The following is a 15,728-nucleotide window of genomic DNA, read 5'->3' as shown; positions in this document are numbered from 1 at the left end:
CGTTCACGCAGCTACCGCAGCGCCGCCTTCACGAAATCCGCCGCGCGCTCGCCGATCATGATGCTCGGCGCATTGGTGTTGCCGCTGACCAGCCGCGGCATGACGCTCGCGTCGGCGACCCACAGCCCCTCGACGCCGCTCAGCTTGAGCGCCGGGTCGACCACCGCGTCGGCGTCGCTGCCCATCCGGCACGTCCCGACCGGGTGATAGACGGTGTCGGCGCGGCTGCGGATCAGCGCATCGAGCGCGGCGTCGTCGGCGAGGTCGACCGGATGGCGGTCGACGCCGCCATAGTCCGACAGCGGCGGCGCGCCGACGATCCGGTGCATCATTCGCACGCCCGCCCTCAGGGTCGCCATGTCGCGATCGTCGGTCAGGAAGCCGGGGTCGATCCGCGGCGCCGCGGCGGCATCGCCCGACGTCAATGTCACGCTGCCGCGGCTCTCGGGCCGCAGCACGCAGGCGTGGCACGAAAAGCCGTGCCCCTTGACCTTGGTCCGGCCATGATCCTCGAGCATCGCGGGGACGAAATGATACTGGATGTCGGGCGCGGGCAGGTCGGGCCGCGATGCCCAGAAACCGCCCGCCTCGGCGAAGCAGGTCGTCATGATGCCGGTGCGCTTGGTGCGATGCTCGAAGATCGCCTTCACCATCCGCCACGTCCCGCCCAGGCTGTCGCCGAAGGGCTCGGTCGAACGCGTCTCCCAGCTCGACACATAGTCGATATGGTCCTGCAGGTTCGCGCCGACCCCGGCGCGGTCGGCGACCACCCCGATGCCATGTTCGGCGAGATGCGCGGCCGGCCCGATCCCCGACAGCATCAATATCTGCGGGCTGCCGAACGCCCCCGCCGACAGGATCACGCCTCCGGCCGCGCGCAACGTCTCGCGCCCCTTGCCGCGCCGGATCACCACCCCGGTCGCGCGCCCGTCCTCGACCAGGATCTTCTCGACCAGCGCGCCGGTGCGGATCGCGAAATTGGCGCGCCCGCGCAGCGGCTCGACATAGGCGCGCGCCGCTGACCAGCGCTCGCCCGCCTTCTGCGTCACCTGATAGAGGCCGAAGCCTTCCTGGCTCGCCCCGTTGAAGTCGGGGGTGCGCGGCAGTTGCAGCGCCGCGGCGCTTTCGACGAAGCGCCGGCTCGTCACATTGGGCCAGCGCTGGTCCATGACGTTCAGCGGCCCATTGGCGCCGTGGAAATCGTCGCCGCCGCGCTCATTGCCCTCGCTGCGCTTGAAGTAAGGCAGCACATCGGCATAGCTCCAGCCGGTCGCACCCAGTTCGGCCCATTGATCGTAATCGAAGGCGTTGCCGCGGATATAGACCATCGCGTTGATCGCGCTCGACCCGCCGAGCCCGCGCCCGCGCGGCTGATAGCCGATGCGCCCGCCGAGCCCCGTCTGCGGCACCGTATCATATTGATAGTTGGATGCCTTGGGGATGAAGGGCATGAAGCCCGGCGTCTTCACCCGGATACTGTCGTTCGACCCGCCCGCCTCGACCAGACACACCCGCCGCGCCCCGTCCTCGGCCAGCCGTCCCGCCGCCGCGCTCCCCGCGCTGCCGCCGCCGATGACGATGATGTCGAACTGATCCATGAAGCCGCTCCCCTGCCACCCGGTCGGTGGTCGTTGCGGCTTACATGAATGTCATTAGACGGCGAGGCAAGTCCATACACGTGGCCCCCGCCTTCGCGGGGGCGACGAGAAGGGGTTCACGCGGAGACGCGGAGGCGCGGAGGAAATCGAGCCTCCTAAATCCGTTCGCCCTGAGCTTGTCGAAGGGCTGTTCTTCCTTCTTAAAACGTCAAGAAGAAGAAGAACTGTGCTTCGACAAGCTCAGCACCAACGGAGTTGGTAATCCCTCCGCGTCTTCGCGTCTCCGCGTGGCCCCTTCTTAAGCGAACTATTCCGCCGCATCCTCCGCCGCACGCCCCGCACGCCAGCGGTCCTTGATCATGTCGCTGGTCATTCGGCTGCCGTCATGGCTCCAGCCGGGCTCGCGCCACATATAGCTGAGCTTGTGCCGCCACGGCGCGCTCCACACATCCTTTGCGATTCCGACCCATTCGTGGACCGCGGCCCAGAGTATGTTGAAGCTGCCCAATTGCTTGACGATGCCATAGCGCACCGGCTCGTCGTCGCGTTCGGGGACGAAGCTGCCGAACATCCGGTCCCAGATGATGAAGACCCCGGCATAATTGGCGTCGAGATAGCGCGGGTTCACTCCGTGATGGACGCGGTGGTGCGACGGGGTGTTCATCACCGCCTCGAACCATTTCGGCATCCGCCCGATCGCCTCGGTATGGATCCAGAACTGGTAGATCAGGTTCAGCCCCGCGCAGAAGAAGACCATCGCCGGCGGAAAACCGATCAGGAACAGCGGCATCCGGAACAGGAAGGTCAGGCTGAAAAAGCCCGTCCATGTCTGCCGCAGCGCGGTCGACAGATTATAATGCTGGCTCGAATGGTGGATGACATGGCTCGCCCAGAACCAGCGGACGCGGTGCGCGCTCCGATGAAAGGCATAATAGGCGAGATCGTCGAGGAAGAAGCAGAGGATCCACGCCCACCACCAGCTCCGGAACGCGATGCCGATGTCGAACAGGTGGAACTGATAGACCCACACCGACATGCCGACCACGGCCGCGCCGACGAGCGCGCCCGCGACCTGACTCACCGTGCCGAGCATCAGCGAGGTCAGCGTGTCGCGCGCCTCGTAGCGGCTCCTGTCGCGGCGGAGCGCGATCAGCATCTCGGCGATCAGCAGCAGGATGAAGGCGGGGACCGCGTAGACGACCGGATCGGGCAGCTCAGGCATGGCGCTCGGCTCCATCTGGCGACGGCCTCAGGGCGCCGCTTTCCTTTCCAACGTCGCCCCCGCGAAGGCAGGGGCCGCTGTCGTCATGAAGCCCCTCCAGCGGCCCCTGCCTTCGCAGGGGCGACGATATGGAAAGGATCGATCCCGAACGACCAGCGACCTCCCGCATCCGCGACGCCCACATCCCCGCGTCCTTCCCCAATTGCAGCGTCACCGCGCCGAAGGTCCGCTCGGGGCTGGTCAGCGTCAGGAAATCCTTGTCGAGCCGCCCGATCGTGCCGGCGTCGACGGGGCGTGCCGCGAAATGATTGCCGTGCGCGCGGATCAGCAGCATCCGCCCCTCGGCATTGCGCACGATCGCGGCAAAGCCCGCGCGGTCGCGCGCCACCTCGACGCCCCCGAACCCCGCTTCGGCCTCGTCGGCGAGGCGGATCGCATGCGCGGCATCCTCGATGCGCGGATCGGCGCCCAGCCCCATCGCCCTGACCAGCCAGGCGATGAACAGCACCGCGACGAGCGATGCGCCGAGCTGAATCCAGACCGCCGCCGTCACCGCCCGCCCGCCAGCGCGTCCATCATCGGCCGCAGCCCCGAAAGGTCGTAGCCCGCCTTCGCGGCGGCATCGCACAGTGCTTCGACATCGTCCCCGGCGCGCGCGCGGGCGAGCGCCCAGAGATGCGTCGAGCGCGTCCCCGAGCGGCAATAGGCGAGCACCGGTCCCGTCGCGTCGGCGAGCAGCGTGTCGAGCGCGTCGAGCTGCGCATGGCTGAACCCCGCATGGCCGATTGGAATCGCCGCATAGGCGAGTCCCTCGGCGGCGCTGGCCGACGCGATGTCGCCCCCCTGCGGCGCCGACGGCTCCTCGCCGTCGGGGCGGTTGTTGATGATCATCGCGAACCCCGCCGCCTTCGCCTCGGCGACATCCTCGATGGCAATCTGCGGGGCGACGCTATAGCCGGGGCTCAGGGGACGAAAATCGCTCATGCCCGCGATGTATAGGACGGCGGTATTTGCTGACAAGCGGGAAGGTATCAACGTCCCGAAAGTATGTCAGCTTTGGGCGTGGGGAGCTGCCGTTCAAATCCTCCCCACTTGTGGGGAGGTGGCAGCCGCGCAGCGGCTGACGGAGGGGGTTCGCGTTCTCACGCCACGCCGCTTCAGGCCGCCCGCCCCCTCCACCGCCTTCGGCGGTCCCCCTCCCCGTGCCGGGGAGGATCTTATGGCCGCAATCGGTCGAAACAGGACCATCAAAACTGCCGGATCACCGCCAGAAACGCGTCGCCCCACGCTTCGAGCTTGCGCGCGCCGACCCCCGGGATCTGCGCCAGTTCGGCGCGCGTCGCCGGGCGCTCGCTCGCCATCGCGCGCAGCGCCGCGTCGTGGAAGACCACATAGGGCGGCACCCCCGCCTCCGCCGCCAGCTCGCGCCGGGTCGCGCGCAGCGCCTCGAACAGCGGATCGCCGACCGGATTCGCCGCCGCGCCTTCGCCGCGCGATGTACGCTTCGTCCGCCGCGCCGGCGGTTCGGCCATCAGCACGGGCACCTCGCCCTTCATCACCGCGCGGCCCGCGGGACCGAACATCAGCCCGCCATGTTCGGTGGTCGAAAGCGCCTCGCGCGCCATCAGCGTGCGCACCAGCGGCTTGATCAGCCGCGCCTCCTCGCCCTCGACGAGGCCGAAGACCGACAGCTTGTCGTGCCCGCGGCTGACGATCCGCTCGTCGCTGCGCCCCGTCAGCACCGCCTCGACATGCCCGGCGCCATAGCTCTGCCCGGTGCGATAGACCGCCGAGAGCAGTTTCTGCGCGAGCACCGTCGCGTCGATCTGGCTTGGTGGCTCGAGGCAATTGTCGCAATTGCCGCAGCGCTCGGGCGGGGTCTCGCCGAAATGGCGGAGCAGCAGCGCGCGGCGGCACTCGACCGTCTCGACCAGCGCGCCCAGCGCGTTGAGTCGCGCCCGTTCGCCCGTGACGCGCGCCTCGGGCAGCTCGCCCAGCCGCATCCGCGCCCGCGCAAAATCCTCGGCGCCCCACAGCATCAGCGCCTCGGCGGGGTCGCCGTCGCGCCCGGCGCGCCCCGTTTCCTGATAATAGCTCTCGATCGACTTCGGCAGCCCCGCGTGCGCGACGAAGCGTACGTCGGGCTTGTCGATCCCCATGCCGAACGCGACCGTCGCGGTGACGATGCCGTCCTCCGACGCGACGAAGTCGTGCTGCACCCGCGCCCGCCGTTCGGGGTCGAGCCCGGCGTGATAGGCGGCGACCGGCCGCCCCGTCGCGGCGGCGAGCTTCTCGGCCATCCGCTCGGTGCCGTCGCGCGTCGGGCAATAGACGATCCCCGGCCCCGGATTGGCGGCGATGAATTCGGCAAGCTGCTTCGCCGCGCCGATGCGCGGACTCACCCGATAGCGGATGTTCGGCCGGTCGAACCCCGCGAGCACCAGCCCCTCGGGCGGAATGCCGAGCTGGACGAGGATGTCCTCGCGCGTGTGCTTGTCGGCGGTCGCGGTCAGCGCGAGCCGCGGCACGTCCGGAAAGGCGTCGAGCAGGGGTCGCAAAAGCCGGTAATCGGGGCGGAAATCATGCCCCCATTCGGACACGCAATGCGCCTCGTCGATCGCGAACAGCGCGGGCGCGCGCGCCTCCATCAGCGCGCGAAACCTCTCGCCCGTCGCCCGCTCGGGCGCGATGTAGAGAAGGTCGAGCTGGCCGTCGCGATAGGCCTGGCGCGTGTCGGCGAAATCGGCATCGACGCTCGTCAGGCTGGCCGCCCTGATCCCCGCCGCGCGCGCGCCGCGAAGCTGGTCGTGCATCAGCGCGATCAGCGGCGACACCACGACGACGCAGCCGGCGAGCGCGACCGCGGGAAGCTGATAGGTCAGCGACTTGCCCGCCCCGGTCGGCATCACCGCGAGCGTATGCTCGCCCGCCATCACCCGCGCGACGACCTCAGCCTGCTTTCCGCGAAAGGCGTCGAAGCCGAAGGTCGATTTGAGCAGCGGGAGGAGAGCGTCGGCGGTCATTGTGGGTGGGCGATAGGGCGTATGGCGATGCGGGGGAACCCCCGACCTCGCCAATATCGGACGAAAACACGCAACCTTGTCATCCCCGCGAACCACTCTGTCATCCCCGCGAAAGCGGGGACCCAGGGTGGGGTCAGCCGATGCGGGCCCTGGGTCCCCGCTTTCGCGGGGATGACGAAGTTGGAATGAGGACGAAGCTAAGCCCTAGCCAGCAATGCCCGCTCGGCCATCCGCGCCGCGGTCTCGCGCTCCGCCATCACGACATGGTCGGCGCCGTGGCGGACGATGTCGGTCACCTCCTCGTCCGAATGCGCGCGCGCGACGATCACCAGCTTCGGGTTGATCGCCCGCGCGCGCCGCACGATCGCCCCCGCCTCGACCCCCTCGGGGATCGCGATCAGCAGGGTCGAGGCACTGTCGAGCCCCGCCTGGCGCAGCACGGTTTCGCTCGCGGCGTTGCCGACGATCACCACCGCCCCCGCCTCGCCGGCGGCGGCGGCGCGGTCCTTCTGGTCCTCGATCACGGTCAGCACCTCGCCCTTGCCGCACAGAAGCTCGCCGATATGGCTGCCGACGCGGCCATAGCCGATCAGCACCGTGCGCGACGGCGCCGCCTCGGGCAGCGCCTCGACCGCCGCCTCGACCTCGGCCGGCGCGTCGGTGCGCATCCGTCGCACCGCGAGCGTGAAGAACAGTGGGTTGAAGAGGATCGACAGGATCGACCCCGCGAGGATCAGGTCGCGCGCCTCCTCGGGCATCACCTTCAATCCGACGCCGAGCCCGGCGAGGATGAAGGAGAATTCGCCGATCTGCGCGAGGCTCGCCGCGATCGTCATCGCGGTCTGCGACCCGTGCCCGAAGGCGCGCACGATCGCATAGGCGGCGACCGCCTTGCCGACGACGATGATCGCCACCGTCGCGACCAGTGGCCCGGGATGCTCGGCAAGCACCCTGGGGTCGAAGAGCATGCCCACCGACACGAAGAAGAGCACCGCGAAGGCGTCGCGCAGCGGCAGCGTCTCCTCGGCCGCGCGGCGGCTGAGTTGCGTCTCGCCGAGGATCATCCCGGCGAAGAAGGCGCCCAGTGCGAAGCTCACGTCGAACACCACCGCCGCCCCGAAAGCGACCCCGAGCGCGATCGCGAGCACCGCGAGCCGGAACAGCTCGCGCGACCCGGTATGCGCGACCCAGTGCAGCACCGCGGGCAATATCCGCCGCGCGACGATCAGCATGAAGGCGACGAAGCCGACCACCTTCAGCGCGACGATCCCCGCCGATTGCAACAGCCCGGCGCCGCCGCTTTCGTCGCCGCGCCCGCCGAACATCGCGGGCAGCAGGACGAGCGCGAGCACCATCGCCAGATCCTCGACGATCAGCCAGCCGACCGCGATCCGCCCCTTTTCGGTCTCGACCATGTCGCGCGCCTGCAGCGCGCGGAGCAGCACCACCGTGCTCGCGACCGACAGCGCGAGGCCGAAGATCGCGCTCCCCGCGAGCGGCCAGCCGAGCGACAGGCCGAGCGCGATGCCGAGCCCGCTCGCCACCGCGATCTGCGCGATCGCCCCCGGCACCGCGATGGCACGCACCGCGAGCAGATCCTTCAGCGAGAAATGCAGCCCGACCCCGAACATCAGCAGGATCACCCCGATCTCGGCGAGCTGGAGCGCGAGCCCCGTGTCGGCGACGATCCCCGGCGTGAACGGCCCGACGAGCACCCCCGCGAGCAGATAGCCCGCGATCGGCGAAATCCGCAGCCGGTGCGCGAGCGCCCCCATCAGAAAGGCGACGCCGAGGCCCGCGACTACGGTTCCGATCAGGCTGGTGTCATGCGGCATAGGGCAGCGTAAAAGGCGCGGGGGCGCGCGGTCAAGCAACTCAAGTGATTTTGTTGCGATTGGGGGGTGTCGCGTGGAGGCGAGGGCGATTTGGAGGTAGCGATCGGACTCCCTATCCTTGTCATGAGACGCAGAATGTGGCTTTTCGGTCGCTTCCGGCCCGGCCCCTAAACCGTCCCCTCTTCCTTCTCCGCCTGCTGCCGCGCCCACATGTCGGCGTAGAGCCCGCGCATCGCGAGCAGCTGCTCGTGCGTCCCCGTCTCGGCGACGCGGCCCTTGTCCAGCACGACGATGCGGTCGGCGTTCACCACTGTCGACAGGCGGTGCGCGATGACCAGCGTCGTGCGGCGCCGCGCGATGCGCTCGAGCGTCGCCTGGATCGCCGCCTCGGTGCGGCTGTCGAGCGCGCTCGTCGCTTCGTCGAGGATCAGGATCGGCGGATTCTTGAGCAAGGTGCGCGCGATCGCGACGCGCTGCTTCTCGCCGCCCGACAGCTTCAGCCCGCGCTCACCGACCTCGGTCTCATACCCCTGCGGCAGCAGCGCGACGAAGCCGTCGATCGCCGCGCCCTTCGCCGCCGCCGCGATCTCCTCGGCGCCCGCATCGGCGCGGCCATAGGCGATGTTGTAGCCGATCGTATCGTTGAACAGCACCGTGTCCTGCGGAACGATGCCGATCTCGGCGCGCAGGCTTTGCTGCGTCACCGCCTTGATGTCCTGACCGTCGACCAGCACGCGCCCGCGCTGCGGATCATAGAAGCGGAAGAGCAGCCGCGCGATCGTCGACTTGCCCGCCCCCGACGGCCCGACGATCGCCAGCGTCTCGCCCGCGCCCACCGCGAAGCTCACGCCGTTCAGGATCGTCCGGTCGCTTTCATAGCCGAAGACGACGTCCTCGAACGCCACCGCGCCGCCGTTCACCACCAGCGGCCAGGCGCCCTCGGCATCCTTTATCTCGGGCGGTGTGTCGATCAGGCGGAACATCGCCTCCATGTCGATCAGCCCCTGGCGGATGATCCGGTACACCATGCCGAGCATGTCGAGCGGGCGGAAAAGCTGCGCGAGCAGCGTGTTGACCAGCACGACGTCGCCGACCGCGAACTGCCCCTTCGACCAGCCCCACACCGTATAGGCCATCGCCCCCGCCATCGCGGCGTTGGTGATCAGGCTCTGCCCAATGTTGAGCCAGGCGAGGCTGTTCTCGCTCTTCACCGCGGCGCGCGCATATTGGTCGGCGACGTCGCGATAGCGCGCCGCCTCGCGCTCTTCGGCGCCGAAATATTTGACCGTTTCGTAGTTGAGCAGGCTGTCGACGCTGCGCCCGACGGTCAGCGTGTCGAGGTCGTTCATCCGCGTGCGCAGCGCGTTGCGCCAGTCGGTCACCTTGCGCGTGAAGACGATATAGACGACGACCATCAGCGCCGTCGCGCCCGCCAATCCCAGGCTGAACTTGCTCCAGAAGATCACCAGCACCGCGGCGAGCTCGATGATCGTCGGCGCGATGTTGAACAGCAGGAAATAGAGCATCGTGTCGATGCTCTTGGTTCCGCGCTCGATCACCTTGGTCACCTCGCCCGTCCGCCGCGCGAGGTGGAAGCGCAGGCTCAGCGCGTGGAGATGGGTGAAGGTCGCGATCGCCAGTTCGCGCGTCGCATCCTGCCCGACGCGCTCGAACACGACGTTGCGCAGATTGTCGAACAATACCCCGGCGAAGCGCGCGCCGGCATAGGCGAGCACCAGCCCGATCGCGAGCGCCACGCCTTCTTCCATCCCCGGCGCCATGCGGTCGATCGCGGCGCCATAAAGGAAACCCATCGAAAGCTGCACCCCCTTCGACGCGAGGACGATCAGCGCGGCGAGGACGATGCGGACCTTGTGCTCGGTGTGCCCCGCCGGCCACAGATAGGGCAGGAAGCGCTTCAGCGTCGACAGGACGGGCGGTTCGCGGGCCGCATCGGCGGAGGTGGCGGTGTCGGGCGGCATGCGGGCAGCATGTAGGGATGCGGCGCGCAAACGCCAAGCCGCGATGGCCGGATAGGAAGCTTTGAAAAGGCTCACGCGAAGCCGCGAAGCGGGCGCGGCAGGAAATGAAGGAGGTTGCCTAGTCTCGCGCCGGCGGCCTTCCGTCTTTAGAAATCCTTGAAAACGTCATCAAGACTTGGGCCGCGTCTCTCCGATAGCATGCCCTCGGTTTCAGTCGCAGGACCGTCCGATCCGTACCAACTGCGGGGGGCACCTGTGACCGCCGAAGAAACAGGCTCATCAGCCAGCATGACCGTCACAAGAGGAGAGTTCGACCATGCCCGCCATATCCCGCACGATGTGCGCCACCGGCGTCCTTGGGTTCGCGGCCTTTGTCACGGCCTGCGGTTCGCAGTCCGCCGCCAGCGACAACGCCGAGGCCGGTCCTCTGACGAAAGGGGCAGCGGCGACCGCCGTCATGGCGGCGCAGGGCGCGCAAGCTGCGCCTGCCGCCGCGTCGCAGACGGCCCTGCCGATCGGGCAAGGGCTGTACATCGCCGATTATATCGAGAGCTGCGCCAGTGCCGATGTTCTGTTCTTCTATGACGGGAGCCATTACGGCGACATCCTCCGGGCCTTGCCGGGCGATCCGATGAACAGCGCCCGCCCTGCCAGCGCCGATATCTATCGAATCCAGCGCGTGAGCACGCCCGCGCGCGGCGGCAAGGACCAGGATGCCGCCTTTGCCGGCTTCACCCGCATCTGGAAGGCCGAAGCCGTCGGAGGGGAGGTTCAGGGAGTAAAGGCGACGGGTACCGGACATTTTACATGGCGCGAGGGCAGCCCCAGCGCGCGGCAGATGGAATATGACGATACGACCTATCGAAAATGCGCCTTCGCGCAGCTTTCGCCGCAGATGCAGGCGGCGGTACGCCAATTCCGCCCGCAGCTTGCAGGCGGCGGCGCCCAGCAAGCCGGCGCGAGCCTGCAGACACCGGCCGGCACCGCCTTCCCGCCCATCGAAAAGGGGTATTGGACGTGGAGCGCGAGTTGCGCACAGGCGATTCGTGAAAATGAGCTGATCTATATCGACGACAAGACATGGTCGGGCGCGGAAATTCTCCGCATCAATGCCCTCGGAGGCAATCGCTACCGGTTATATACATCGTTCATGGACGACGCCGGCCCTGTCATTTCTCCTGATCTGGAGGAAAATGACAAATCGGTTCTGACCATAATCAGCCCGGTCAGCTTCACCAGCCTATCCGAAGACAGCGGAATGGCGAACACCGCCATCAAATACACGCATTGCCCGACCGCGACGATTCCGGCCGCCATCCGCAAGGACTATGAAGGGCGATAGGCCGTATGCATCGGCCACCGCCCAGCAGGGAAGGCGCGCCATCACCCGTTATGAAAGGCATCCGCCCGGTCGATCATGGGCGCTTAGGGTCAAGACCCCTTGATTCCGCGTTCGAGGTTTGAAGCGATTTTGCTCAGGGCGAGGAGGCAAGGCGCAGGAATATGTCGATATTCCAAGACTTGCCGACGAAGCCATGGGCAAAATCGGTCAAATCCCCCCTTTCGCTTAACTTGGGGGACGCCGAAATGGCGTCTCGAACGTGGAATTAAGGGGTCCTGACCCTAAGGCTTCTCCGGGAACCGCCTATTCCCGCCCGCGCGTCGCGGCATGGCGGACGAGCCGGTCGATCAGCCGCCGGTCCTCGGGGTCGGGCCGCGGCACGGCAGGGTCTTCGGCGGGACGGTCCTGCCGCCGTCCGAACAACGGGCGGCGCGGCGGCACGAAAGGCGAAAAGCGCATGGGCAGCGAACCTTGCTTGCGCGGCGTCGCCCCCGGCGCCGCGGATGGCCTGCCCCCTCGCGCCGACCTTCGCCGGCCATGCCTGCCGGTTCGTGAAGGAACAGGGTTACTGCGTCGTTCGCTGCGGCACGGTGAAGGTGCCCGTCACGCGGCCGCCGGTGCCGCCCTGCACGGGATTGCCGTCGGGTCCGCGCGCCGCGCCGCGCCCGTCGACGGTCGCGCGCCCCGAATTGAGGTCGATCACCATCCGCCCGCCCGACAGGCGGTTCGCGCCTTGGCGCAGCTCGACATTGCCGACCATCGTGATCAGCCGCCGCTGGAGGTCATAGATGGCGACATTGCCCTTCGCGGTCTCGTCGCCCTTGGTCACCGTGACCCCGCCCGAGGCGTCGAGCCGGTTGATGTCGGTGCCGCCGGCGCGGGTGTAGGCGATGGTCATGCGCTGCGCGGTCAGCGTCATCCCCGCCTGCGTCACGCGGACGTCGCCCGTCACGACGACGCGGTCGGCGCGGTCCTGCACCTCGATGACATCCGCCGCCATATTGACCGGCGCGTTGCTGTTGTGGTTGGCGAGCGCCTGCGCGTGCGCCGCCGCGCCGCCGCCGGTGGCGAGGATCGCGAAGCTGGTCGCCGCGAAGCTGGCGCCGGCGAGCGCCAGGCTCTTCCAGCCGAAGGCGCGCGGCGTTGACGGGCGGTTCATTTGATCACTCCCTGATTGATCCGCAGCCGCGCATTGCCCGACAGGCGCACGATCCGCGTATCGAGGTCGGCGTACAGCTGGTTGGCCGAAAACTGGCCGATGTTCAACGTGCCTTCGACGCCGCTGTCGCCGGCGAGGCTGCGGTTCTTGAGGTCGAACGCGACCCCGTCGGCGGCGATGCGATAGCCGTCGGCGCTCTTCACCAGCACCTCGCCCGGCACCACGACCTTTTCGGTGTCCATGTTATAGAAGCTCTGCTGGGCGGCGATCGTCGCCGGGCCGTCCTTCAGCCGGATCGCGCCCGACAGGTCGGTCATCCGCACGATCGGCTCGGCGCTCGATTTCTGCACCGCGCTTCCCGCGATCAGCGCAAAGGGCTGGCCCTTGCCGTCCTGGCCGCGATATTCGGCGCGCGTCACGCGCATCCGCTCCTTCGCGACCTCGACCTTGTCCTTGGCGAGCAGGAAGCTCACTTCGCTGCGCTGGGTGAAGGGCGAAAAGACGAGCACCGCGGCGATGACGCCGATGACGAGCGGCAACCCGGTGCGCAGGATACGCACGACCCGGTCGTGGCTCGACCCCTTGGCCGCCCACAATTGCCGCATCGTCCGGTCGAGTTCGGCGCGTTCGGACATCGTCGCTTCCGCTCCGCTCCTAGCTGTGCGCGAAGATATCGACCTCGGGCCAGCCCGCGAGGTCGAGCGCGGCGCGCGTCGGCAGGAAATCGAAGCAGGCCTGCGCCAGATGGGTGCGTCCCTCGCGCGCGAGGCGGGCATCGAGCACCTCCTTCATCGCGTGGAGGAAGCGCACGTCGCTCGCGGCATAGTCGCGCTGCGCCTCGCTCAGCACCGCGGCGCCCCAGTCGCTCGACTGCTGCTGCTTCGACACGTCCTGGCCGAGCAGTTCGCGCACCAGTTCCTTGAGGCCGTGGCGGTCGGTGTAGGTGCGCACCAGCTTCGAGGCGATCTTGGTGCAATAGACGGGCGCGGTGACGACGCCGAGCGCATGCTGCAGCGCCGCGATGTCGAAGCGCGCGAAATGAAACAGCTTCAAACGGCCGGGGTCGGCCAATATCGCCTTCAGCACCGGTGCGTCATAAGCGCTGCCAGGCGCGAAACGGACGAGATGCTCGTCGCCCGACCCGTCGCTGATCTGGACGAGGCAGAGCCGGTCGCGCAGCGGGTTGAGTCCCATCGTCTCGGTGTCGATCGCGACCGGGCCCGGGCCCAGCACGCCTTCGGGCAGGTCTTCTTCGTGAAAATATACGCTCATCGCCTCGCCTTAGAGCCTGTTGCCCCGCCGCTCAATGACTGGTTTTCGCGGACCGGGCGCACGGGCCCCGCACCGCGCCAAAGCGTGGCAAAGGCGCCACAGTATCCTTGAATTTTCTGTTCGCAGAAGCCGTTCATATAGGTTATATATTGCGCCCTTGGTGGCACGGGGCGAGTCTGTGCCCGTGGTGAACTGCGTCCCCGTCCGGCGCAAGGAGCCGGTTCAATAGGGCGTGGACGAACCGAAAGCGACTACTAAGCAATGAGTTTCAACAAGGATCGCCGTGGCCATCGCGGGCGCGGCAAGCGCGATGATTTCGGCAATTTCGACAGCTTCGAACCGGCGCCCTACGGCGGCGACAGCTTCGGCGGCCCGCCGCGCGGCGGCTTCGGCGATCGCGATCGCGGCGGCTTCGGCGGCGGCGATCGTGGCGGCGGCTTTGGCGGCGGACGCGGCGGCGGCATGCCGGCGCAGGTCGTCGGCGAGGGTCAGGGCACGGTGAAATTCTTCAACCCGTCGAAGGGCTTCGGCTTCGTCGCGCGCGACGACGGCGGCGAGGATGTGTTCGTCCACATCAGCGCGGTCGAGCAGGCCGGGCTCCAGGGCCTCGCCTCGGGTCAGCCGCTCGGCTTCACCCTCGTCGAGCGCAACGGCAAGGTGTCGGCGATCGACCTCAAGATCGAGGGCGAGCCGATGCCGATCGAGGAATTCGCACCGCGCCGCGACGACCGCGGCGGCGACCGCCCCGGCGGCGCGCGCGGCCGGCGCCAGCTGACCGGCGAACGCACTTCGGGCACGGTCAAATTCTTCAATACGACGAAGGGCTTCGGCTTCATCGCGCGCGACGACGGACAGGCCGACGCCTTCGTCCACATCAGCGCGGTGCAGCGCGCCGGCATGGCAGGCCTCGAAGAGGGCGACCGCGTCGCCTTCGACATCGAGGTCGACGACCGCGGCAAGTTCGCGGCGGTGAACCTTCAGCCCGCGAGCGAATAAGCGACGGCACAGTGATAGAGGAAAAGGGCGGCCCTTGCGGGCCGCCCTTTTTCGTTGGCGCGATGGGAGCGTGGCGCGGCGGCTGCGGACGCGTAGCTGCCGTCTCTTGCATCGTCATCCCGGACTTGATCCGGGATCCAAAGCTGCACCGTTGTCATGGATCCCGGATCAAGTCCGGGATGACGATGCAGGAGAGGTCCGTTTCCGACCGGGAACGGACATCCAAGCCCCTCCTCTTCAGAGGAGGGGCCGGCGAGACTTACGAACTTGTTCGTTAGTCGCAGCGGGGTGGTGAATGCGGTGGTGCGCTGGCCTTCGGCCACCACCCCGCTCGACTAAGGCCCGGCTGCGCCGGACCAAGTCTCTCTGCCCCTCCTCTGAAGAGGAGGGGATGGTTGTGGCAGCCTCCCATTTCCGACATTCCCGCCGAATCCGGGTTCGCCGAAAATCAGCGCCCCTCCGCAATCCGGCGGGCGAAGTGTATCTGCACCGCCTCGCGCACCCCGCGCGCGACCTTTTGCTGGCCCGCCTTCGAGGCGAGGAAATCGGCGTCCTCCTTGTTCGAGAGAAAGCCGGTTTCGAAGAGCACCGACGGCGTGTCGGGGGCCTTCAGCACCACGAAGGAAGCGAAGCGATGCGCGTCGCTGCGGAACGGCACCTCGTCGGCCGCCTCGCGCTGGAGCAGGCGCGCGAAGTCAGAGGCGACATTCATCGTCTCGCGCTGGGTGAGGTCGAGCAGGATCGACGACACCGCGCCGCTGTGCGCGCCGAGATCGATGCCGTTGATGATGTTCGCCTTGTTCTCGCGCGCCGCGAGCTTCGCCGCCTCGCGGTCGGACGCGACTTCGGAGAGAGTGAAGACCGACGCGCCGTGCGCCTCCTCGCTCTCGGCCGAATCGGCGTGGATCGAAAGGAAGAGATCGGCCTTCAGCCGCCGGGCGATGCCATAGCGTTCCTCGAGCACCAGATAGCGGTCGTCGGCGCGGGTAAGCGCGACGCGGACGCGGCCGGTCGCGACGAGCTGATCGCGGATCGCCCGCGCGAGCGCGAGGGTGACGTCCTTTTCGCGGCGGCCGCCGTAAGGCGAGATCGCGCCCGGATCGTGACCGCCGTGGCCCGCGTCGATAACGACGAGCGGCAGGCGCTCGTCACTCGGCCCCTCGATCCGCGGCAGCGGCAGCGCGGACCTGGGCTTGCCGATCGGCACGGTAACCGAATAGCGCTTTCCGGGCGGCCTCGCGCGAAAGCCGGCGGCCCGCCGCAGGTCGAGCCCCGGCGCATGCGCCGCGCGCGCGATCT

13 protein-coding genes and 1 pseudogene are annotated in these 15,728 nt (G+C 68.1%); 2 read left to right on the top strand and 12 right to left on the bottom strand.

All coding sequences use genetic code 11. From position 1 onward, the window contains the following. Positions 1-11: 11 nt before the first annotated feature. The 7 genes from ACOTSS_RS18760 to ACOTSS_RS18730 all read right to left on the bottom strand — a co-directional run bounded on the left by ACOTSS_RS18760 (position 12) and on the right by ACOTSS_RS18730 (position 9,660). Complete coding sequence (locus ACOTSS_RS18760; RefSeq protein WP_448689468.1) at positions 12-1,598, bottom strand: GMC family oxidoreductase; 1,587 nt, start codon at positions 1,596-1,598, stop codon at positions 12-14. A 307-nt stretch (positions 1,599-1,905) separates the two neighbouring features. Continuing rightward, positions 1,906-2,820, bottom strand: coding sequence for a sterol desaturase family protein (locus ACOTSS_RS18755; RefSeq protein WP_448689467.1), 915 nt, complete (start codon positions 2,818-2,820; stop codon positions 1,906-1,908). Then, entirely contained in the window at positions 2,813-3,373 is a 561-nt protein-coding gene (locus ACOTSS_RS18750) for a hypothetical protein (protein ID WP_448689466.1), read from the bottom strand. Before ACOTSS_RS18750 ends, ACOTSS_RS18755 begins: the two co-directional genes overlap by 8 nt. Continuing rightward, complete coding sequence (locus ACOTSS_RS18745) at positions 3,370-3,804, bottom strand: TIGR01244 family sulfur transferase (RefSeq protein WP_448689465.1); 435 nt, start codon at positions 3,802-3,804, stop codon at positions 3,370-3,372. The genes ACOTSS_RS18750 and ACOTSS_RS18745 overlap by 4 nt, the downstream gene beginning before the upstream one ends. Before the next feature lie 263 nt (positions 3,805-4,067). Then, positions 4,068-5,843, bottom strand: a complete 1,776-nt coding sequence (gene recQ, locus ACOTSS_RS18740; RefSeq protein ID WP_448689464.1) for a DNA helicase RecQ — start codon at positions 5,841-5,843, stop codon at positions 4,068-4,070. A gap of 197 nt (positions 5,844-6,040) precedes the next feature. Further along, complete coding sequence (gene ybaL / locus ACOTSS_RS18735) at positions 6,041-7,678, bottom strand: YbaL family putative K(+) efflux transporter (protein WP_448689463.1); 1,638 nt, start codon at positions 7,676-7,678, stop codon at positions 6,041-6,043. Between the two features lie 167 nt (positions 7,679-7,845). Then, entirely contained in the window at positions 7,846-9,660 is a 1,815-nt protein-coding gene (locus ACOTSS_RS18730; RefSeq protein ID WP_448689462.1) for an ABCB family ABC transporter ATP-binding protein/permease, read from the bottom strand. 337 nt (positions 9,661-9,997) lie between these two features. On the opposite strand from ACOTSS_RS18730, the gene ACOTSS_RS18725 reads away from it, so the two are divergent. Continuing rightward, entirely contained in the window at positions 9,998-11,002 is a 1,005-nt protein-coding gene (locus ACOTSS_RS18725; RefSeq protein WP_448689461.1) for a hypothetical protein, read from the top strand. Positions 11,003-11,305: 303 nt separating this feature from the next. Here the strand turns inward: ACOTSS_RS18725 and ACOTSS_RS18720 are convergent, their stop codons facing one another. The 4 genes from ACOTSS_RS18720 to ACOTSS_RS18705 form a co-directional block, all read right to left on the bottom strand. Continuing rightward, positions 11,306-11,461, bottom strand: a complete 156-nt coding sequence (locus ACOTSS_RS18720; protein WP_448689460.1) for a hypothetical protein — start codon at positions 11,459-11,461, stop codon at positions 11,306-11,308. Between the two features lie 106 nt (positions 11,462-11,567). After that, the gene (locus tag ACOTSS_RS18715) at positions 11,568-12,161 is read right to left on the bottom strand and encodes an LptA/OstA family protein (protein WP_448689459.1); all 594 of its coding nucleotides are present in this window, start codon (positions 12,159-12,161) and stop codon (positions 11,568-11,570) included. Then, on the bottom strand, positions 12,158-12,796 hold the full coding sequence (lptC, locus tag ACOTSS_RS18710; protein WP_448689458.1) for an LPS export ABC transporter periplasmic protein LptC: 639 nt from the start codon (positions 12,794-12,796) through the stop codon (positions 12,158-12,160). Before lptC ends, ACOTSS_RS18715 begins: the two co-directional genes overlap by 4 nt. 19 nt (positions 12,797-12,815) lie before the next feature. Beyond that, positions 12,816-13,433: a ribonuclease D gene (locus ACOTSS_RS18705; protein ID WP_448689457.1), complete on the bottom strand. Its 618-nt coding sequence runs from the start codon at positions 13,431-13,433 to the stop codon at positions 12,816-12,818. 261 nt (positions 13,434-13,694) lie between these two features. On the opposite strand from ACOTSS_RS18705, the gene ACOTSS_RS18700 reads away from it, so the two are divergent. After that, the gene (locus ACOTSS_RS18700; protein ID WP_448689456.1) at positions 13,695-14,429 is read left to right on the top strand and encodes a cold-shock protein; all 735 of its coding nucleotides are present in this window, start codon (positions 13,695-13,697) and stop codon (positions 14,427-14,429) included. Positions 14,430-14,877: 448 nt separating this feature from the next. Here the strand turns inward: ACOTSS_RS18700 and ACOTSS_RS18695 are convergent. After that, positions 14,878-15,681, bottom strand: a pseudogene (locus tag ACOTSS_RS18695) (N-acetylmuramoyl-L-alanine amidase family protein); the annotation flags it as partial. Between the last annotated feature and the right edge of the window lie 47 nt (positions 15,682-15,728).

Source organism: Sphingopyxis sp. NJF-3 (assembly GCF_053514865.1).
The sequence above is the reverse complement of the archived record's forward strand: the minus strand, read 5'-3'. Positions and strand labels throughout refer to the sequence as shown.